This window comes from Lacticaseibacillus absianus (assembly GCF_013407595.1).
GTDB classification, from domain to species: Bacteria; Bacillota; Bacilli; order Lactobacillales; family Lactobacillaceae; genus Lacticaseibacillus; species Lacticaseibacillus absianus.
On the sequence record NZ_JABEKX010000001.1, the window covers coordinates 95,931 to 116,323 of the forward strand.

Annotated in this window: 19 protein-coding genes; 9 read left to right on the plus strand and 10 right to left on the minus strand. The window is 60.2% G+C overall.

The window, feature by feature from the left end:
• Nucleotides 1–25: 25 nt before the first annotated feature.
• The 6 genes from HII33_RS00420 to HII33_RS00445 all read right to left on the minus strand — a co-directional run bounded on the left by HII33_RS00420 (nucleotide 26) and on the right by HII33_RS00445 (nucleotide 4,133).
• Nucleotides 26–199: a hypothetical protein gene (locus tag HII33_RS00420; protein ID WP_179393825.1), complete on the minus strand. Its 174-nt coding sequence runs from the start codon at nucleotides 197–199 to the stop codon at nucleotides 26–28.
• A gap of 73 nt (nucleotides 200–272) precedes the next feature.
• Nucleotides 273–533, minus strand: a complete 261-nt coding sequence (locus HII33_RS00425; RefSeq protein ID WP_179393826.1) for a hypothetical protein — start codon at nucleotides 531–533, stop codon at nucleotides 273–275.
• A gap of 338 nt (nucleotides 534–871) precedes the next feature.
• The gene (locus HII33_RS00430) at nucleotides 872–1,552 is read right to left on the minus strand and encodes a CPBP family intramembrane glutamic endopeptidase (protein ID WP_179393827.1); all 681 of its coding nucleotides are present in this window, start codon (nucleotides 1,550–1,552) and stop codon (nucleotides 872–874) included.
• Nucleotides 1,553–1,603: 51 nt separating this feature from the next.
• The gene (locus tag HII33_RS00435; protein ID WP_179393828.1) at nucleotides 1,604–2,389 is read right to left on the minus strand and encodes a Cof-type HAD-IIB family hydrolase; all 786 of its coding nucleotides are present in this window, start codon (nucleotides 2,387–2,389) and stop codon (nucleotides 1,604–1,606) included.
• Between the two features lie 123 nt (nucleotides 2,390–2,512).
• On the minus strand, nucleotides 2,513–3,220 hold the full coding sequence (nagB, locus tag HII33_RS00440) for a glucosamine-6-phosphate deaminase (protein WP_179393829.1): 708 nt from the start codon (nucleotides 3,218–3,220) through the stop codon (nucleotides 2,513–2,515).
• Nucleotides 3,221–3,353: 133 nt separating this feature from the next.
• On the minus strand, nucleotides 3,354–4,133 hold the full coding sequence (locus HII33_RS00445) for a tyrosine-protein phosphatase (protein WP_179393830.1): 780 nt from the start codon (nucleotides 4,131–4,133) through the stop codon (nucleotides 3,354–3,356).
• Nucleotides 4,134–4,436: 303 nt separating this feature from the next.
• On the opposite strand from HII33_RS00445, the gene HII33_RS00450 reads away from it, so the two are divergent.
• Together HII33_RS00450 and HII33_RS00455 are read left to right on the plus strand one after the other, a co-directional pair.
• Nucleotides 4,437–5,363, plus strand: a complete 927-nt coding sequence (locus HII33_RS00450; RefSeq protein ID WP_179393831.1) for a ribose-phosphate diphosphokinase — start codon at nucleotides 4,437–4,439, stop codon at nucleotides 5,361–5,363.
• 540 nt (nucleotides 5,364–5,903) lie between these two features.
• Nucleotides 5,904–8,873 carry a polysaccharide lyase 8 family protein gene (locus tag HII33_RS00455; RefSeq protein ID WP_179393832.1) on the plus strand — a complete coding sequence of 990 codons (2,970 nt, stop codon included), beginning with the start codon at nucleotides 5,904–5,906 and terminating at the stop codon, nucleotides 8,871–8,873.
• 284 nt (nucleotides 8,874–9,157) lie between these two features.
• Here HII33_RS00455 and HII33_RS00460 read toward each other — a convergent pair whose 3' ends face one another.
• On the minus strand, nucleotides 9,158–9,904 hold the full coding sequence (locus HII33_RS00460) for a GntR family transcriptional regulator (protein WP_179393833.1): 747 nt from the start codon (nucleotides 9,902–9,904) through the stop codon (nucleotides 9,158–9,160).
• Between the two features lie 273 nt (nucleotides 9,905–10,177).
• On the opposite strand from HII33_RS00460, the gene HII33_RS00465 reads away from it, so the two are divergent.
• The 5 genes from HII33_RS00465 to HII33_RS00485 all read left to right on the plus strand — a co-directional run bounded on the left by HII33_RS00465 (nucleotide 10,178) and on the right by HII33_RS00485 (nucleotide 15,569).
• Entirely contained in the window at nucleotides 10,178–11,365 is a 1,188-nt protein-coding gene (locus HII33_RS00465) for a glycoside hydrolase family 88 protein (protein WP_179393834.1), read from the plus strand.
• 23 nt (nucleotides 11,366–11,388) lie between these two features.
• Nucleotides 11,389–11,883, plus strand: coding sequence for a PTS sugar transporter subunit IIB (locus tag HII33_RS00470; protein WP_179393835.1), 495 nt, complete (start codon nucleotides 11,389–11,391; stop codon nucleotides 11,881–11,883).
• A 15-nt stretch (nucleotides 11,884–11,898) separates the two neighbouring features.
• A complete protein-coding gene (locus HII33_RS00475; RefSeq protein WP_179393836.1) occupies nucleotides 11,899–12,705 on the plus strand; it encodes a PTS mannose/fructose/sorbose/N-acetylgalactosamine transporter subunit IIC in 807 nt (268 codons plus the stop codon).
• Nucleotides 12,692–13,516, plus strand: coding sequence for a PTS system mannose/fructose/sorbose family transporter subunit IID (locus HII33_RS00480; RefSeq protein WP_179393837.1), 825 nt, complete (start codon nucleotides 12,692–12,694; stop codon nucleotides 13,514–13,516). Before HII33_RS00475 ends, HII33_RS00480 begins: the two co-directional genes overlap by 14 nt.
• A gap of 82 nt (nucleotides 13,517–13,598) precedes the next feature.
• The gene (locus tag HII33_RS00485) at nucleotides 13,599–15,569 is read left to right on the plus strand and encodes an alginate lyase family protein (RefSeq protein WP_179393838.1); all 1,971 of its coding nucleotides are present in this window, start codon (nucleotides 13,599–13,601) and stop codon (nucleotides 15,567–15,569) included.
• 338 nt (nucleotides 15,570–15,907) lie between these two features.
• Here the strand turns inward: HII33_RS00485 and HII33_RS00490 are convergent, their stop codons facing one another.
• The 3 genes from HII33_RS00490 to HII33_RS00500 all read right to left on the minus strand — a co-directional run bounded on the left by HII33_RS00490 (nucleotide 15,908) and on the right by HII33_RS00500 (nucleotide 18,338).
• Complete coding sequence (locus HII33_RS00490; protein WP_179393839.1) at nucleotides 15,908–16,558, minus strand: bifunctional 2-keto-4-hydroxyglutarate aldolase/2-keto-3-deoxy-6-phosphogluconate aldolase; 651 nt, start codon at nucleotides 16,556–16,558, stop codon at nucleotides 15,908–15,910.
• A 16-nt stretch (nucleotides 16,559–16,574) separates the two neighbouring features.
• On the minus strand, nucleotides 16,575–17,399 hold the full coding sequence (kduD, locus tag HII33_RS00495) for a 2-dehydro-3-deoxy-D-gluconate 5-dehydrogenase KduD (protein ID WP_179393840.1): 825 nt from the start codon (nucleotides 17,397–17,399) through the stop codon (nucleotides 16,575–16,577).
• 180 nt (nucleotides 17,400–17,579) lie between these two features.
• The gene (locus HII33_RS00500) at nucleotides 17,580–18,338 is read right to left on the minus strand and encodes an IclR family transcriptional regulator (RefSeq protein WP_179393841.1); all 759 of its coding nucleotides are present in this window, start codon (nucleotides 18,336–18,338) and stop codon (nucleotides 17,580–17,582) included.
• Nucleotides 18,339–18,528: 190 nt separating this feature from the next.
• Between HII33_RS00500 and HII33_RS00505 the strand changes: the two genes are divergently transcribed.
• Together HII33_RS00505 and HII33_RS00510 are read left to right on the plus strand one after the other, a co-directional pair.
• A complete protein-coding gene (locus HII33_RS00505; protein ID WP_179393842.1) occupies nucleotides 18,529–19,548 on the plus strand; it encodes a sugar kinase in 1,020 nt (339 codons plus the stop codon).
• A 13-nt stretch (nucleotides 19,549–19,561) separates the two neighbouring features.
• Complete coding sequence (locus tag HII33_RS00510) at nucleotides 19,562–20,353, plus strand: hypothetical protein (RefSeq protein WP_179393843.1); 792 nt, start codon at nucleotides 19,562–19,564, stop codon at nucleotides 20,351–20,353.
• Nucleotides 20,354–20,393: the final 40 nt, after the last annotated feature.

The window sequence follows — 20,393 nt, forward strand, 5'->3', positions numbered from 1 at the left end:
GCTTCATGGCTCAGCTTCGTTGCGGTCAGGGATGTGTGATCAAGCTGACGAGCAAGCCCACCAGTACCAGCGCCAGGGCGGCTTTGATCCCGGTGTTGCCTCGACTGGCTTGCTGCGTCCGCCATTCGCGCCAGATCAGCGCAAGCGTAGCGAGTAGCGCAACGATGACCATGATCATTAACTTGGCGACAACAGACATGGTGGGGCCTCCTCTGGGTGTGAGCGAGCGTCGACTTTCGTGCTTTACTGTACCGCACCCGCGGGCGTGATGTCTAGACTTCGAGGTCGAAGAACGGGTTGATCTTCTTTTGTAGGTCGTGGATCTGCACGAGGTTGATGCTCGGGATCAACCGGTAGATGAAGCCGGCGAAGGTGTCGCGGTGGAACTTGTAGTCCATGCGCGCCATGCGGTGGCGGCGATCGGCGTCTGTGATCTCCCAGACTTCAAGGTTATAGGCGGCATCAGGAATCAATGAGATGTATTTGGTGTCGTCGAGCCAGACGACGGGTTGAAGCAGTGAACGTTCGAGCATAATGAGTCCTCCAATACCAGTCCTGATAAGCTGCGCCCGGGGGGTGTGCAGATCATCGTGTGAATCCAATTATAGCAGATTTTTGGGTTGAAAAAGTGGCCGGCACAGGGCCAAAAGTTTGTGAAACTTGATTCACAAGTGTCGAGGCGGGTGTGGCTCTAAGGAGGAACGTGTCAAGCCCCAGTTTTGCTGAGCGCCTGTGGAAAAGCAACCGGAGGCCGCTGGCCGTGCCGCTTACTCGCGGGAAATAAAAAAATTTCTGCGCGCGCCAACGCACAGAAATTTTCACAAGTAAGTCCGAACGTTCGTTCTGCTTAAACGGCGGATAGATGGCCCGATTAGCGCCAAAAACCGACCAATGCTGGGAGAAAATTGATGATCATATGCAGTGCGATCGAGTAGCGCAGGTCGCGCTGACGGCGGTAGGTGTAGGCGAGTAGCACGCCCATCCCGGCATAGGTCAGCAGGTAGACGGATATGTGCGGCTCGTGTAGCAGGCCGAAGCATAAGCCGGAGGTGAGGACCGCCAAGGCGTTGGCGGCTGGCGTGTCTCGGCGCCAAAACAGGGTCATGAAGAGGCCTCGGAAGACCAGCTCCTCGACGACTGGGGCGACCAGGCCGGCCATCACCAGCACTGTCCACGGCCAAGCACGCTGTAACAGGAGCACCTCCTGCTGGTTCTGAGGCGTGCCGAAGCGGCTCAAGGCCACGTTGAGCACGAGCACCAGCACGTACATCGACAGCACGAAGAAGACCCCCGAGGCGTCGAGTGGGGTGCGCCTGATCCCCAGCGGGTCCGCCCGCCGCAACCGCCGGCGGTAGATCCACCACAGGCCTGCGGCGGTCAGGGTACCGGCGACTAGGGTGGCCCCGGCGAGTAACAGGTCGTAGGCCGCGCCGGTCTTAGGGGTCAGGTGGAGCAGGCGGATGAGCACGAGCATTGGGACCTGGTAGAGGTAGACGGCCATGGTGAGTAGCGCGAACAGCGCAACGCGACCGATGAAGCGTAAGGTGGACATGGGGACCTCCTAGCCACCGCAGCGTGCGGTGGGACAATTGCCCGGGAAATATCAGATCAGGCCGAAGTGGCGTAGCGCGTTCGGGATCCCGGCGTGTTGGTAATCATCGGTCTGGTAGTCTGCCACGGCGGCGACTTGGGGCAAGGCATTGCCCATCGCGACGCCGACCGTGGCGCGTTCGAGCATCGGGATATCGTTGTTCCCGTCCCCGAAGGCATACGTCGGCACACCGGCGAATTCTGGCCGCGCGGCGAGGATCGCCATCCCCGTTCCCTTGCTGATGCTACGGTTCACGACGTCCAGGGCGTATGGCCCGTTGCGAAAGAAGGTCAGTTCGGGGAACGCGGCGCGGTACGTGTCACCGACGGCCTCACCGGCAGGGGTCCGCGGTGTGAACAGGAGCGTCATCGTGATGGCCTCTCGCGCTGCCAGGGTCGGGTCGACCGGCGGCTGCGCCTGGATCACGATGCCGTAGTTGGCTTCGGTATCCGCGTTGTGCGCGGTCAATGCGACGTGTCGGTCGTTGTACAAGGCGACCGGCAGGTGATCGGCGTCGGCCTGGGCCAAGAAGCGGGCCAACTGGGGCTGGCCGATCGGACTCTGGTAGAGGTGCTGGCCGTGCAAGACGATGTCTGCGCCGTTCGCGCAGATCAGCGTGTCGATCCCGCTGGCGGCGCACAGGTCGACCAGTTCCCACTGGTTGCGCCCTGTGCAGATGACTGGTAGGCAGTCGTTGGCTTGTAGCTGCTGGATCGCCGCTAGGTTCTCGGGCGGGATCTGCTTGGCGTCGTTCAGTAGGGTCAAGTCGAGGTCGAAGAATACAAGGGCTTGGGTCATATGGTGAATTGCCTCCATCTCAAGTGATGACTCCAGTGTACCACGCGCGTGACGGCGGCAAGGGGCGGATAAGCAAAAAACCACTACCGCGTCTGCGGTAGTGGTTCGGGTGAACCCGGGACTTTACTTGCTCAGCTTGCTGGCCGCCGCTTCATCGATGATCAGGGTGACATTGGCGTGTTCCTGCAGGACGGACGCTGGGACATCTGGGGTCACAGGGCCCTCGATGGTCGCCTTGATCGCGTCAGCTTTGTCTTCGCCGTAAGCGAGAAGCAGGATCTGCTTGCCCTTCATGATCGAGCCGATCCCCATGGAGATGGCGTAGCGCGGCACATCTTCTTCCTTGTCGAAGAAGCGCTTGTTGGCTTCGATCGTGGACTCGGTCAGCTGGACCTTGTGGGTCAACCCCTTCAGGTCGGAGCCAGGTTCGTTGAAGCCGATGTGGCCGTTGCGACCGATCCCGAGGATCTGGATGTCGATCGGGTTCTCGGCGATGATCTGCTCGTAGTCCGCAGCCGCATCTTCGATGTTCGCCGCGTTCCCGTTCGGGACGTAGGAGTGGGCGAACGGCTTCTGGTTGAACAGGTTGTCCTTCATGAACTGGTGGTAGCTCTGCGGGTTGTCTTCCGCGAGGCCCACGTATTCGTCCAGGTTGATCGATGTCATGTTGCTGAAGTCCAGGTCGCTGGCGATCATGGCTTGGTACAAGGTGATCGGGGTGCTCCCGGTCGCGAGGCCCAGGACCTTGGCGCCGTTGTCGATACCGGCTTTGATGAGCTCAAAAGCGGCTTGCCCGCCAGCAACTTTATCTTTGACGATTTTTACATCCATGTGAATACCCTCCTTGTTTGGTCTAGTCCAATATACAATGAAACCGGTCTTCTGTCAACAACGGTCTTTCGCCGTTGATCGGTCGGGCACACAGCGGCGCGAATCGGGCGATCGCGTCTTCTGGGCACCGACTTCAGGCCAGATAGAGATTTCGCAGATCGGTCAGCTCGCCCGCAGATAACCCGAGCGCCTGCTTGGCGTAGCCGGACCAACCCCCGTATTCTCGGGCGATCAGGTCTTGGACGGCGAGGTAACACTGTGCCTCTGCCGCGTGGGCGTTCATGTCGTCGACTAGGGTGCTGTTGGGGCTGCGCAAAGCGGACTCGATCTGGGCGGTCGGTGCGGCGAACACCACATTCGTTAGCAGGTAATCTTCGCGGATCAGCGGCTCGGGCACTCCCAGTGCGCCTTCGAGCATCATCGCGGCCACGCCGGTACGGTCCTTACCAGCGGCGCAGTGGAACAGCACGGCCTGGTCAGGCTGATCGTTGGCGAGCAACAAGGCGAAGACCTGGGCGAAGGTCTGGTTGGCGCCGGTATCGGTGAACATCCGAAGATAGGTCTCCGCCATCGGGTCGATCCGGTGGTCGACGAGCGCCATCAGGTGACGGACCACCTTATGGCCCAGGCTCGGTTGGTCGGCGAAGGGGTAGACGGGCAGGTGGTGGTACGTGACGCTGGGCGCTAGCACATCAGGTGCACCGGAGACCTCACTGGCGCTGCGTAGGTCGATATCGGTACGCCAGCCGTAGTCGGCCAGCGCTTGCGCGTCAGCCGGCGTCAGGAGCGCTAACGCTCCTGACCGCAAGGCCTTGCGGTAGTGGATGTGGCGTCCGTCCACGGTCGGGTAGCCGCCCAGCTCGCGTAGGTTGACGGCGTTGGGTAAATCGAGTAGGCGTTTAGGTTCTAGCAAGACAAACAACCTCCTTTGGGTACGGTTACAGTTTAACGCAACCGGGGTGGGGAATGACATTGCCTGCCAAGTTTGATGGCAACGGGATCGCCGTTATCCTAACGCTGGTGGGACCTGTTACGGGTGCACGCACGATCGGATTTGTGCCGGTGCCTGGACAGTGGCACAAATCTGATCACCGTTTTTTTTGAGCCGTGGCGATCGACGTCTACAGTCCATGGGCAGCCTGGGCGCGCGACGTCCGTAGCCAATTTTGGCTAACTTGCGTATAATGAAGGCAGACTAACAACAAAGGAGCTCATCATGGCAGGCGTAAAACTGTTCACGCTCAACGGCAACCAGCCGCTGGCTCAAAAGATCGCAAAAGAGGTCGGCCTACCGCTGTCGCCCGCATCCGTGCGGCATTTTGCAGACGGCGAGATCCAGATCGACCTCGATGACAGCGTCCGCGGGGCGGACGTCTTCGTGATCCAGCCGGTGTCCGATCCGGTCAACGAGAACCTGATGGAACTCTTGATCATGATCGATGCGCTACGTCGCGCGAGCGCCCACACGATCAACGTGGTCGTGCCGTACTACGGTTACGCCCGGGCGGACCGCAAGGCGCGGTCGCGCGAACCGATCACCGCGAAGCTGGTCGCCAACCTCTTGGCGATGGACGGCATCGACCGCTTCATCGCCGTCGACCTGCACGCGGATCAACTGCAGGGGTTCTTCGACATTCCAGTCGACCACTTGCGTGCGCTACCGCTGTTCGCCCAGTACTTCCGCCAGATGCACCTTGGCGATACGGTGGTCGTGGCGCCCGACCACAGCGGCACCAAGCACGCGCGGGAGCTTGCGGAGTTGCTCGGCGCACCGATCGCGATCGTCGATAAGCGCCCGGACGCCGACGCCGGCGTGATCGGGGACGTCGCTGGGCAGCATGCGATCATCATCGATGACATGATCGATACCGGCGACCGCATCGATGAGGCAGTCGCTGCGCTGCGCGCATCGGGGGCCAAAGACATCTACGCCGTTGCGACGCACGCCGTGTTCTCCCGCGGCGCGACGCAGAAGCTCGCAGACTTGCCGCTGGCGCAGATCGTCGTCACCGACAGCATCGACCTGCCGGCCGACAAGCGCCTGGCCAACATGGTCACGCTGTCGATCGGCCCGATGCTTGGCCAGGCGATCCGTCTGATCGCGACGAACCAATCGATCCATCCGCTGTTTGAATTCGAATAAGCAGGACACGCCAGCTGACGCTGGCTTTTTTTGTGGGCTAGCGCCCAGGCGGTGCGCGTCGTACGGGACCCGCATAAGCACGGCTGGTTAATGGCTTAACCCGTTGAAACCGACTGGGCCGCGCTTGATGGCCAGTGACAGTGGCCTTGGTTGGGCTGAGCGCTCAACGCACTAAAGGGCGATGGCGCGACCGAAAAAACAAGACAGCGTTTACACGCGTCCGATTCCCGTGTATGATGGCCCGTGGAACTACATAATACGTTAACCCTATGTATGGGTGAGGCGTTGTGGTGGAAGGAGGCGTGATAGCTCTGGAACGCTGACGGGCCAGACCGATCGACGGTCGGCCCTATGTGGCAGGCGCGCGCAAGGCCGGTGAAGATGGGTCAAAATGCAAGCGGTTTCTTCAATGCGAGGCTTGTACGCCCATCTGGTGGTGCGGTCATCAAACCGCTACGGATGCGCACGGCATTGGGCCGGCGATGTGGGTGCCGAGGTGATGGGATGGATCAGGACACAATTGGCATGGAGGTAAATGGGATGAGGTTTTGGAAGAAGGCTGTGGTGACCGGGGCAGCCATACTCGGGTTTTGGTGCGCAGCGCCCCAGCTGGTCGGGGCGCAGACAGCAGCGATCAGCGACCAAGAGATGGCGCAGATCAAAAGTAATCAGCTCGGTTATCTGATCGGGAACGAGACGATCAATGATGATCCGGCGAACCAGGCGAAGATGGCAAGCATTGCCAAAGCGGGGCGGGCGAACATCCCCAATTTTGATCACGCGGGCAATGTGATCTACAGCGGGCTCGTGCTGGATAACAGTCAGGGGACCGATCTGACGGTGGCAGACCTCTCGGCGAACCTGGGGAGCACCTACACCAAGCTTTACAGCGTGGCGCTGGCCTATGCGACACCGAGCAAGTTCAACGACATGTACCATGATCAGGCCGCCAAGGACGCGCTGATCGATGCGTTGAAGTGGATGCAAGACAACTACCTGAAAGACACGACGAAGGGCTACTACGGCAACTGGTACCAGTGGGAGATCGGCGTCCCGACGAGCCTGTCACGGATGCTGCTCCTGCTACACGATGATCTAGAGCCCGCGTTCATCGACGAGTCGATCAAGACCATGGATGCGTACCTGCGTGGGGATGAGCAACCGGGCTCACCCAAGATCGGAGACGTGAACCTGGATGCGCGGCAGCACACCGGGGCCAATCTGGCTGACATCACGCTGAACCGGATCTGTCAGGGACTCGCTGATCACGATGCGCCGAGAGTGAAAAAGGCGATCGCGGACTTCAAGACGTGTCTGGCGGTGATCGACCCGGATCACATCCAACACGGCGTCACAGACGGGTTCTACGAAGACGGCTCGTTCATCCAACACTCGACGGTCGCGTACACAGGTAGCTACGGGATCGTCCTGCTGGGCCGGACAGCACAGCTGACGACGTTGCTCAAGGGGACATCGCTACAAAGCGAAGCGCTGCTGGGCACGGTCAATAGCTGGATCTACAACAGTTTTGCGCCGCTGATGTATGAAGGCTACATGATGGAGATCGTCAAGGGCCGCGGGATCTCTCGGACCGGTTCCGGCTACACCGACAGCGCGGGGATCGTCGAAGCGCTGGTGCAACTGTCGACGGCCATGAGCGGGCAGGCGCAACAGAAGCTGGAGAGCTACATCAAGTACTTGGCCAGCATCGAGCAGCTACAGGTCAACAGTAGTAAGTTCACCGCCTTGAGTAACACGATGACCTATGATCAGATCATGCACGACGAGGCGATCTCGAGCAGCAATCCGCTGAGCAACAAGCAGTATTTTGCGTTCAATCTGATGGACAAGTCGGTGGCGATCCGGCCTGGGTATGGGTTTGCGATCTCTCGAAGCTCCGATCGCATCTCCAAGTATGAGTACATGTCCGGTGAGAATCTGAAGCCGTGGTACCAAGGGGATGGGGCCTTTTACCTGTATCAGAGTGGGGTGGACCAGACCAAGGCGTTCGGGATCGATTACCAAGCCACGGTCGATCCGAACAAGCTCCCTGGCGTCACGACGGTGAATGAGACGCGCAAAACCATTCCCGAACTCTATGGCGGGGATTTCTACTCACATGAGCCCGAGTTCGAGTCCGGCTCCGTGACGCAAAACACGTATGTCTACTTTCCACTGGGCACCAACGATTATTCCGGCAGTGCGCAGCTGAATGAATACGCCGCCGCCGGGATGCAGCTGGGGGATGAGCAGTCATACGCGGATAAGGCGAAGCTCCCAGATGACTTTGTCGTCTTCAAGAACGCGGAAGCCAACAAGGCCTGGTTCATGTTTGACGACGAAATCGTGGTGCTGGGGTCGAACATTCACGACATCAACGGCCGCGCGATGACTTCGACGATCGACAACAAGATGTTCGACAACGGTGAAGCGGTCACCGTCAACTCCAACCTTGACGATCACACTAACGGGGACAAGCAGGGCCTCAAGTGGCTGACGGTCGAGGACAACGATAACCCGAAGCGCAATGTCGGGTACGTGTTCTACGACCAGAACACCGTGAATGTGACGAAGGCCAGCCGAACGGGCAAGTATTCGGATGCGCGCAACAAGACGACCGGCACGGCGGATAAGACCGTGACGAAGGATTACGTCACACTGACTTACCCGCACGCGGGCAACAAGACGAGCAGCTACGCGTACAGCATCGTGCCGAACAAGGATGCCGCGCAGCTGAGCGCGTACATGGCCGGTGATCGCGTCACGATCCTGAAGAATACCCGTGATGTTTCCGCGGTCCAGCAGAACCAACTGGGCCTGAAGGGCTACGTCTTCTTCACCGGCAAAGGGGCCGTAGAAGACATCAAGACCGCTAGCCGCATGATCATGATGCGGCAGGGCAATGAGTTCTCGATCCAAGACCCGACGAACAAGCAAGCGACCGTGGCCTTTGAGATCAAGGGTCAGTACCGCGTGGCACAAGGCGATGCGCAGGCGCGCGTCCAGGGCGACCGGACGACGGTGACCGTCAACACGCAGGGGAAGCACGGCGTGTCGCAGCACGTCAGCTTGCAGGCGATCGCGCCGGTCAAGCACACGGACCCAACGGCGCTGAAGGCGCTGGTCGCCCGAGCCAAGGGCCTGCACCAGGCGACCTACACGGCCGCAAGCTGGTGGACCCTGGCGGCCCGACTGGCACAAGGTGAGGCCGTCCTGGCTTCGCCCGCTGCGACCCAGGGGACCATCGATCAGGCAGCGAAGCACCTGCAGCAAGCCATCACCGCGCTGGTCCAAGTGAAGCCGGCGGCGAAGGCCAAGACAGATCAGGCGGCCAAGGCCGCTGGCCGCGCGGCTGGTTCGACCAAGCGGTCCGCAGCGGACCCGACGCCCCGCAAGCCACTGCCACAGACCGGCGACCGCGTGGCGGTCGGCCTGATCGCTATCGGTGCGGTGGTCGTGCTGGGGCTCCTAGCGACCGTGACGATCACGGGGCGCAAGAAGCACAGCTGATTCGCATGCAGGCGCACCGGCAAGCCCGGTCGCTGAAGGACTGCGACTGGCCTGACCACTGACGTGTGGTGGCTAGAGCGCACAATCGGGACACGGCGCGTTCGAACGGAGGCGCACAATGACAACGCACCCCCCCTGTAAGACCCGAGTTTGAAGGGTCTTGCAGGGGGGTGCGTTTGTTGACTGAGCGCGGCCGCTGGATGGCGGCGACGCTAGGTAATTTGGTCAGGCTGGGGCGGTTGCCCAAACCGTGACTTAATTCTAATCAAACGTTAACGTGTTAATTAGTCCGTCATCACTTCGAGGTAGTAATAATCAGGGTGATCGTACGAGACGAGGTAGGCGAGCGCCTGGTGATCGGGGCCGTAAAACGTCTTGGTGATGCGGAACGTCGACGGCGTCTCCTGGTAGTACGCGGTGGCATCCAGCGCCGTGATCTCGGCTTCAAGGCTCGGTGCCTGCGCGATGGTCTGGATGTTGATCACCGTTCGCGTCGGATAATCGGCCATGTTACGGTCCAGGCGCATCTCGCGAGACAGGCTCCCGCCAGAGGCCAGGCGTTCCCGGGCGTGTGCGTCTAGGTAGGTGCTGAGGATGTAACGATCTTGGAATTTCCAGGGGATGTCGTTGGCGTAGGCGACTTGGTGGATACGCGTCAGGCCTTGGCTCTGCAGGGGGTCGCCGAGCAGGGCGGAGATCGTCGGGTCAAAGACGGTGGGATCGATCGTCGTGACCGCGTGCTCGTTGACCTTCAGGCGCTGGCCAGAGGCGCTGAGCACCACCGGTGAGAACTCGGAGAACCAGGCTTTTTGGTGGTTGAGGTTGCGGCGGACGAAGGTCCCTTCGCCTTGGCGCCGCACCAGGTAGCCATCATTGACCAACTCGTTGAGGGCCCGCACGGCCGTGGTGTTGCTGACCCCGTACTTGGCCCGCAGTTCCCCTTCCGAATAGATGCGATCACCCGGTTTGTAGTCTCCGGTCTCGATCGCCTTGAGGATATCCGTTTTAATGACTTGGTATTTTGGTAGCATGTTGATTTCTCCAGTCTGATCTTTAAATTAGGGTTAACCCCACAACCTAATCGGCGTCATAAGCATACCGCAGTTTCAATGAAAACGCTATATAAAAGCACTGGTCAGTGGGGATAATATTCGGCCTGACGCGCGGTTTAGGGGTAAGTGTGATTAATTTAACGAATCTTAGAAAAAGCGTTTACAATGCCAGGATCGGCGTGTATGATGAACCTTGAAATCAGATAACACGTTAACCCTATATTGAGTAACGCGATAAGTTGGAGGAAGTCTATGAGTCAGATCAAAATGGAGCCGTTGGCCGAACCCAAGCGCTTCATCGATCAGCCGGTGTTGACACCAGGCGAGATCGACGCGGCGATTGGCACAGTTGTGGCGAAAGTTGAACACAATATTGTGAAACTCGGTGAAACATTCCCGACGTCCGCTACACACGACGGTAGCTACAGTACCTCGAAGAATGTGGAGTGGACCACCGGGTTTTGGACGGGGATCCTCTGGTTGTGCTATGAGGCGACCGGTGATGAGCGGTTCCGCCGGCTGGCGGAGAAGCACGTGGTCAGCTTTGCGGACCGGATCGACCAAGAGATCGATGTGGATCACCACGACCTCGGATTCTTGTACACGCCGTCTTGCGTGGCGGCCTACAAGTTGACCGGTAATGAACTGGCTCGCTCAGCGGCACTGAAAGCCGCGGATAAGCTGATGACGCGCTATAACCCTAAGGGTGAATTCATTCAAGCCTGGGGGCCGAAGGGGTCAGCCGAGAACTACCGGTTGATCGTGGATGCGATGTTGAACATTCCGCTGCTGTTCTGGGCCAGTGACGAGACTGGCGTGGCGAAGTACCGGGAGGTCGCGACGAAGCACTACGCGACCACCCTGCGCTACGCGATCCGCGACGACGCCTCGGCCTTCCACACCTTCTACTTCGATCCGGCGACTGGGGCCCCAGTTGGCGGTAAGACGCGGCAGGGCTACTCGGATGATTCGAGCTGGGCGCGCGGCCAAGCCTGGTTGATCTACGGGATCGCGTTGAACTATACCCGGTTACAGGACACGGCGGACATCTCGACCTACGAGGCAGTGACGAACTACTTCTTGAATCGCTTGCCGCAGGATCTGGTTTCATATTGGGATTTGATTTTCGGCGATGGGTCTCTGCAGGCGAAGGATTCCTCGGCTACCGCGATCGCGGTGTGCGGGATGAATCAGATGCAGCAATTCTTGCCAGAAGGTGATCCGCTGCGGCCGGCTTACGAGCACGCGGCCAGTGCGATGCTACGCAGCCTGATCGATGGCTACACGGCGGAGACGACTTCAGGGATCACCGCGCTTTTGAACCATGGCGTGTACTCGTGGCATTCCGGACGCGGGGTCGACGAGGGGAACCTCTGGGGCGATTACTTCTACCTAGAGGCACTGATCCGCTACAAGAAGCACTGGCAGATGTACTGGTAAGCCAATCAAACGGAGGAACAGCAATGACAGAACCTAATATTGTGATGACACGGATCGATGAACGGTTAGTCCACGGGCAAGGCCAGATGTGGATCAAGGTCCTTGGGGTGAACACGGTGATTGTCGCCAATGACGAAGCTTCAGAGGATAAGGTCGCGCAGACACTGATGAAGACGGTGATCCCGTCTAGTGTGGCGATGCGCTTCTACTCAGTCCAGAAGGTAATTGACATTATTCATAAAGCCAATCCGGCGCAAAAGATCTTCTTGCTCGTCAAGAACCCGGCCGACGCCCTGAAGCTTGTTGCAGGCGGGGTCCCGGTGAAGGAGATCAACATCGGGAACATCCACAACGCACCTGGCAAAGAAAAGGTGACCCGGTCGATCTTCCTCGGACAGGCCGACAAGGACGCCTTCAAGGCGATGATCCAAACATACCACATCGCCTTCAACAATCAGACGACGCCGTCTGGCAACGACGGCAACACGCAGGTCAATATTGAAGATTATTTGAACTAAGGAGGGTAATCCAAGATGCAAATCACAATCATACAAGCCCTACTGATCGGGCTTTGGACAGCATTCTGTTACACCGGGATGCTCTGGGGCATCTACACCAACCGCGCGTTGGTGCTGAGCTTCGGGGTCGGTGTGATCTTGCACGACATCCCGACGGCCTTGGCCGTTGGGGCGGTTTCTGAACTCGCATTCATGGGCTTCGGTGTGGGTGCTGGTGGGACGGTGCCACCTAACCCGATCGGCCCTGGGATCATCGGGACGCTGATGGCGATCACGATGCACGGGGTCACCCCGCAGAGCGCGCTGGCGCTGTCCATCCCGTTCGCGATCGCGATCCAGTTCCTGCAGACCTTCGTCTACACCCTGGGTGCTGGCCTGCCTGAAGCGGCCAACAACGCCTTGAAGGCGCAGAAGTTCGGCAAGTTTCGCTTCTTCTCTAATGCAACCGTTTACCTGTTTGCGACCGTCGGGTTCCTGCTCGGCTTCCTCGGTGCGTTCAGCATGACCACGCTGAAGTCGCTGGTCGGGATGATCCCAGACTGGCTGCTGACCGGCCTGAGCGTTGCAGGGGGCATGCTGCCTGCCATCGGGTTCGCCATGATCATGAGCGTGATGCTGAAGAAGGAATTCATCCCGTTCGCCCTGCTGGGGTATGCGTTGGCTGCGTTCCTGCAGCTGCCGGTCATCGGGATCGCGATCATCGGGCTGGTCTTCGCCTTGAAGCACTACTTTGACGTTGACGGCAAGGAAGAAGCTGCTCCAGCAACGGCTGCGACAGCGTCGACAAAGGATGAGGAGGGCTCTCGAGATGACTGGATCTAAGAAATTAACGAACAGCGATTACCGCAAGACGACCCTGCGCTCCTACTTCTTGCAAAACGGGTTCAACTACAGTAACTATCAAGGGCTTGGGTATGCGTTGCTGATGTACCCGGCGTTCAAGAAGCTGTATGGGCACGACAAGAAGAAGTTGGCCGAGAACCTCAGTGAAAACACCGAGTTCTACAACACGAACCCGAACCTGATCCCGTTCATCAGCTCGATTCACTTGGCGATGGCTGATAGCGGCATGGAGTACTCGGAGATCCGCGGGATCAAGATGGCACTGATGGGCCCGCTGGCTGGGATCGGTGATTCGCTGTCCCAGTTCTGCTTGGCGCCACTTTTCTCCACGATCTTCGCTTCACTGGCGATGAACAACGTGGCGATGGCCCCAGTGTTCTTCTTGCTGGCGATCAATGCGACGCTGATCTCCATCAAGTTCGCGATGGGGGCATACGGCCACAAGCTTGGCACGTCGATGATCGAGAAGCTCAGCTCCAAGATGAGCCTGATCTCCGATGCCGCCAGCATGGTCGGTGTGACCGTTATCGCAGGCCTAGCCGCGACGTTCGTCAAGATGAAGGTCACCTTGACCTATGCGTCCAGTGCTAAGGCGGCGAAGGGGGCCACGACGTCGACCGTCGACATTCAGGCCATGCTCGACAAGGTCGCACCGGCGCTGCTGCCCGTGCTCTACACCCTGCTGATGTACTACCTGATCAAGAAGCGTCACTGGACCACTTACAAGCTGGTCATTCTGACCGTTGTGGTCGGGATCGTCCTGTCTGCCTTGCACATTCTCGGGGCATAAGTTTACCCGCAAAAAAAGGGCCTGGCGCACTGCGTCGGGCCCTTTGTGCGCTGCCCTGTATCAACCGAAACGGAGGAGTTCTATGTCTGATCTGAATGAATTGAAGCGCCGATTGGCGACCCACGCCCGCTACCTCGCCTACGATCAGCTGCCGGCGTTGATCACGCCTGCGGCCAAGGCGCAGCTTCTGGCCGAGGCGGACCAGTTGGTCGACCATGTTTTTGCCTTTGATAAACCCTGGGATATGGAGCGCTGCCCGACACCGTATCGGCTCGACCCCCTCGACTACGAGGCGGTCTTCAATGACGATCCGGAGTGGTGCTTCATGCTCAACCGGATGGACTGGCTGAGCACGCTGATGCTAGCGGGCCAGTTGTCTGGTCAGCAGCACTACTATCAGGCGGGCCTGGCGGCGATGCAGACCTGGGTGGCGCAGCACCAGACGTTGCAGCCTCGCAATTCGACACGCACCCTGGATACCGGTATCCGCCTGATCAACTGGGTCGACGCGCTGACCGTCCTCGTTGCGGCTGATGCGATCGATGACCAGTCTCTGCAGACGATTACGGCCAGCGCCTTGGCTCAGGCGGCGTACCTGCAGACACACTATATCCCCAAGTATAAGACCTCAAACTGGGGGAGCATTCAGACGTGTGGGTTGCTCGTGACCCTCCCGCTGTTGCAGGCTGATTACGCCGACACAGCGCTGTTCCGCTGGGCCCAGACCGAGTTGTGCGAGCAGGTCGACCTGCAGGTGCTGGACGACGGCATGCAATGGGAGCAGTCGTTGATGTACCACGTCGAGGTGCTGAACAACCTGATGCGTGTCCTCGCCCGTCAGCGCGAATGCGGCTTCGCGCTTGACCCACGCATCGCGCCGGCGGCCCACCGGATGGCGACGGCGCTTCAGCTGACGCTGACCCCGAGCGGCGAGCTAGAGCCGTTCGGCGACACGGACCGGATCGCGGCGGGGGACGTCTTCACGCGGGCCAGCCTGCTGTTTGACGATGCCACGCTGCGCTACTCGGGGATGCCGGCGCCCGACGCTGAGACGCTGTACGCCTTCGGGAGCGGGGTGGCGGCGGCCTACGCGGCGCTGACCCCGCGCCGGCCGGAGACGTGTGTGTTCGACGGGACGGACTCCGGTAACTTCGCGGTGCGTAGCGATTGGCAAGCGACGGCCAACTTTATGTTTTTCAACAACGGCCCGCTGGGCAGCGGACACGGGCACGCGGATAACCTGCACGTGTCCGTCTACGGTGACGGTGAGGCACTGTTGGTCGATTCGGGGCGTTATACCTACCGTGAGGATCACCCACTGCGGCCGTTGCTGAAGGGGATGGCAGCGCACAACGGCGTGATCGTCGACGACCACACATACTGTGCCCCGGTCGGTAGCTGGGAGTACGCCAGTTACGGGGATCCGCTCAAGACATATGCCGCGCACAAGGCAGGGACACATTACCTCGAAGGGACGATGATCGGCGAACAGCCACTGGAAGTCTGGACGCGCAAGGTCGTGATGCTCGATCAGGGGATCTGGGTGATCGAGGACACGGTGCGTGCCGATGGCCCACACACGCTCACCCAGCGGTTCCACCTCGCGCCCACACTGACGGTGGCGGAGGAGACGACCCGCGGTGGGCTGCTGCTGACCGGGACGCGCCAGTGGCAGTTGCTGAACCCCGCGTCTTGTGTACTGCGCACAGAACCGCTGTCAGCGCGCTACAACGCGCTGACGCAGCACGAGGTGGCCACCTTCACCCAGGACTTCACGGACCGCGTGGTCGCCACGACGATCCTGGCACCGGCTGCGATGCAAGTCACGGCGGTGCCGATCTTGCAAGATCTCAGCAAGCCGATCCCAGCACAACTGGGGTCGGCCTGGCAATTCACGGCCGGCGACGGCGTGGTCGAGACGGTCGCGTTGTTTCACATGGAACTTTTTAAGGGCAAGAAGGTCTACGCCGTCGACGGCGTCCCGGTCCACGCTCAGGCGGTGGTCGTTCACCGCACCCCGAATGGGACTGCAGTGCGGCGCCTGAAGCTCTGATCCTGCGTCGGCATGACGCGTAGCTGAGGCCCAAGCGGCGCTTGCCCACAGCCTCAACGCCCCCTGTGAACCCTCCGAACTGTGGATTTGCAGCGGGGTGTTTTGGCGCGTCACGCTGCTGGAATAGTCGTGGACACCAAAGGGGGGGTGACGTTTGTCACGTCCCCTTTCTAGACGCGGGGGGCGGGGTCTCCCTTGTTGGGGCGTCAGCTGCATCCAGGCGGCCACACGCAAAAACCCTACCGGCTGGTACCCGGTAGGGCTAACTCGGGGGATCGGATTGCATAATGGTGCTCGAGTATGACGGCGGGCGGTCTGTCTGCGGTCGCTACTCTTGTCTAGTGGGCGCTGCGGATCTCGACCAGCTTCTGGTGGTACGCTGCGGCGGTCTTGGTGACGCCGGCGTAGTCACCGGTCTTGGCCGCTGCCGTCAGGTTACTGCCGGCACCGACGCAGGAGACCCCGGCTTCGAACCAATCGGCCATGTTCTCCAGGCTCACACCGCCGGTCGGCATGATGCTGACATAAGGGAACGGCGCTTTGATCGCCTTGACCATGCTTGGGCCGGTCAAGCTGCCCGGAAACAGCTTGATGAGGTCGACACCGGCCTCCAGCGCGTGCTGGATCTCAGTCGGCGTCACGCAGCCTGGCGTGTACGGAATCGCGTACAGGTTGCAGACCGTTGCGACGTCCGGGTTGAAACTCGGACTGACGACGAATTCAGCGCCACTGGTGATCGCCATGCGAGCGGTGATCGGGTCTAGGACCGTTCCGGCCCCGATGATCACGCGGTCGTCCGCCGCATATTTTTGACTCAGCGTCGCGATCGCCTGATCGGCATGGGGCACGGTGAACGTCAACTCGATGGCCGTCACCCCGCCTGCGATCACGGCGTCAGACAGGCGCACGGCCTCATCTGCGGTGTCGGCACGGATCACGGCGACGACACCGGCGGCAACGATGCGGTTCAGATACGCAACTTTTTGCATGCTTTTCTCCTTTGGCCTAACGGACCAGGTAACCGCCATCGACTGGAATGATGGCCCCGTTGATGTAGCTAGACGCATCGCTGGCCAGGAACACGGCGACGCCCATCAGTTCGTGCGGATCCGCCCAGTGGCCGGCCGGGATGCGACCGAGGATCTCATCATTGCGTTGCTGGTCGGCGCGGATCGGCGCCGTGTTTTCTGTCTTGATGTAGCCCGGCGCGATCGCGTTGACCGTGATGTTGTAGGCACCGAGCTCAGACGCGAAGGCCTTGGTCAGTCCAGCGACCCCGTGCTTGGACGCCGTGTAAGACGGGATGAACTTGCCGCCTTGGAAGGAGAGCATGGATCCGATGTTGATGATCTTGCCATACTTCTGCGCGGCAAACGCCTTGGCTGCGGCCAGGGACATGTGATACACGGCGCTGAGGTTGATGGCGATCACCTGATCCCAATCGCGGTCCTTGGATTCGAGCAGTGGGTTGCGCCGGATCATGCCCGCGTTGTTGACCAGGATGTCGATGTGACCCATCTTCGCGATCGCATCCGCGACGACTTCTTCAGCCACGCCGGGCTTGGTCAGGTCGACGTCGACGAACTCCACTTTGCGCCCACGCGCTTCGATCAACGCCCGCGTGTTGTCCCATTCGGCCGTGCCGAAAGTCGGGATGTAGATATCGGCACCGGCCTCGGCCATCGCGACGGCGTAGCCCTGGCCCAGTCCAGTGTTCCCGCCGGTGATGATGGCGACCTTGCCGTTCAGCTGGTACTGGCTCATCTTGAACTTGTCCAGTTCGGCCTCGTGCTGCTTGATCTCTTCTTCGGATTGATGAATTTCTGGCATGCTTATCGACTCCTATTATGGTTTGTGGTTGTTTCCAAAAGAGAAACTGTATTTCCGTTTCAATCAACACCCTAAATGTACACGTCACCGAAAACGATTGCAACCCACTCACCGAAAAAAATTGCGGCGCGCACAAAAAAACCGCACGTGAGGTGCGGTCGGGTGGTGCAGGGTAGCGGCTTACAGGGCGGCCTGGATCGCCTGTTGGGTCTCCAGGAGCAGCTGCACGAATTGTTCCTGGCGCGCCTTGGGCAAGCGATACTTCGGGGTGCTGATCGACAGCGCACCGTAGAGCCGATCGCCCTTCGTGATGGTGGCACCGAGGCAGAAGACCTCGGGTTCGTTCTCCTCATTGTCGATCGAGACGCCCAGCTCCTTGACGCGGGCAAGGTCCTCATGCAGGGCAGTGGCGGTCGTGATCGTGTGCGTCGTGAGCGCATCGAGCGCGTGCGCAGAGAGGTAAGCAGCGAGGTGTTCGGGTGTGTAAGTCGCCAGCACCGCTTTGCCCATCGCTGATGAGTAGAGGTTCATCGTGCCCCCGACGATCGACTGGAGCTTGATGCTCGTGGGACTTTCGACCTTGTCGATCAAGACGATCTGCTCTCCGCGGACGATGCCGAGGTTCACGGTCTCATTGGTAACGTCGCGCAGGTGTTGGATGAAGGGTTTGGCGACGCTTGCGATGTCAAAGCTCGACAAGGCCTTGGCCGCGTAGGCGATCAGCTGGGTCCCTAGGAAGTACTGCTTAGTGTTCTCGTCGCGGCGCACCAGGCCCAGCAGCTCCATGGTCCCCAGGATCTTGAGGATGGTCGGCTTGGGCGCGGCAAGCCCCCGGCTGATCTCGGCGAGTGTCGGTGCGGTCGGCGTATCGCGCAGGAAGTCGAGGATCTCTTTGGCCTTGATCAAGACCGTGCCATAAGGTTTTGCGGGTGTTTCCATAGAGTGCCTCCATCGCGTTTATGATTTGGAAATTTCTCTCATTGTAGCCGTTGCGTGCGCTAAACCGCAAGTGATTCCGGCGAAAAACTCAACACGCTAATTTCTTTTTGAGAAATGATATTTCCAAAATCTCGATAAGGTGCTAGACTAAGGCCGAGAGCGATTACATTTGACGAAAAGAGGGATCTCGATGACAGATGTGTTAACGATGGGCGAGATGATGCTCCGGCTGAAGCCAGATGGGCGCGAGCGCGTCATCCAAGCGGATACCTACGCGGCCAACTACGGCGGGGCGGAAGCGAACGTCGCCACCTCCCTGGCGTTGCTTGGCGACTCGGCCGCGTTTTTCTCGAAGCTACCGCGCAATCCGTTGGGGGACGCGGCTTTGGGCACCCTGCGCCGGTACGGCGTCGACGTGTCACGTGTGCTGCGCGGGGGTGACCGGCTGGGTATCTACTTCTTCGAAAAAGGGGCCAGCGTGCGGGCGACCTCAGTCGTGTACGACCGAGCGAACAGCGCCTTTGCGGGGCTGACGGCGGCGGAGTGTGACTGGCCGACGCTTCTGGCCGGGGTCCGCTACTTTTATTTCTCCGGGATCACGGCGGCGCTGTCCGAGCCGATCCGCGCGGCACTGCTGGCGGGGTGCCGCTACTGTGCGGCCCACGGGATCGCGGTGATCTGTGACACGAACTACCGCGGCAAGATGTGGTCGCCCGCGCTGGCCCAGCGCGAAATGGCCAAGCTGATGCCGTATGTCACGGTTTGCATCGCCAACGATGAGGACTTCGAGGCGACGCTTGGAATCGAGGCCTTCGATGGGGACATGCAAAACGGGATCGCGCAACGCGAGCAGTTCGAGACCGCGATGCGCGCTGTGCAGGCACAGTACCCGAATATCAAGGCGGTCGCAAGCGTCCTGCGCGATATCCACTCAGTCGAAGACAGTCGGTGGTGTGCATTGCTGGTCACCGGGGGCAAGGCGTACGCCAGCCCGATCTATGACATGCAGGTGTATGAAGGGGTCGCGGGCGGCGATGCCTTCGCGGCCGGCCTGTTGCACGGGATGCTCAACGGCCTAGCCCCTCAGCAGCAGATCGATTACGCGATCGCGGCGAGCGTCTTGAAGCTGACGATCCCAGGCGACCTGAACTTGGTGACCGACCCTGAAGTGCGGCGGGTCATGACCGCCGGCAACTCGGTCGACCGGTAGAAAGGAGCGGCGCATGATTCAATTACAGCAAGTGGCCGCTAACGGCGAGGTGATCGCAACGACTAGTGGGGCGTCGCGGGCTGACCTCGCGCGCCACCACGGGTTTGCCCGCGGGGACGCCTTCGTCGTCACCGTGCCGCAGACCCCAGTGTTCCTGATGGTGCAGCTGGACGCCGCATTGGCACCAGCCCTGATCTACCTGACGACGCCGACGTGGCGCTACCAGATCCCGCAGGATGACCAGCGCGAGTGGCCGTATCCGGCCAGCGCGTTCCGCAGCCGGTTGGGTTACGCGACGGTCCGGTTCGCGACGCCGGCCGAGGTGCAAGCCGCGCCGAACCTGGCGCTGAACACGCACGACCAGCACGAGGCCAGCGGGGCGTTCCCGCATGTGCAGGCCACGGCCGAGACGCGCGGGGAGACGGTGTTCTACGCGAAAAACGCGATCGACGGTATCGTGGCGAACGACTCGCACGGCAACTGGCCATTTCAGTCCTGGGGGATCGATCAAGATCCGACGGCGACGCTGACCCTCGACTTCGGTCGCCCCGTCACGCTGACGGGGATCGGGCTGGTGTTGCGGGCGGATTACCCCCACGATAGTTACTGGACAGCGCTGGACGTGGTGTTCGAAGACGGCAGCACGGTGCCGATCGCGACGACCAAGACCGCCGCATGCCAGCGCTTCGACTTTCCGGCGCGCACGGTGTCTTGGTTACGCTTGACCCACCTGATCAAGGCACCGGACTCGGCGACCTTCCCTGCTCTGACCCAGCTAGAGGCGTACGGGCCCACGCCGGCGTGACCTTGCGACGGCAAGATGTAAGCGGTATACTTAACGCGTT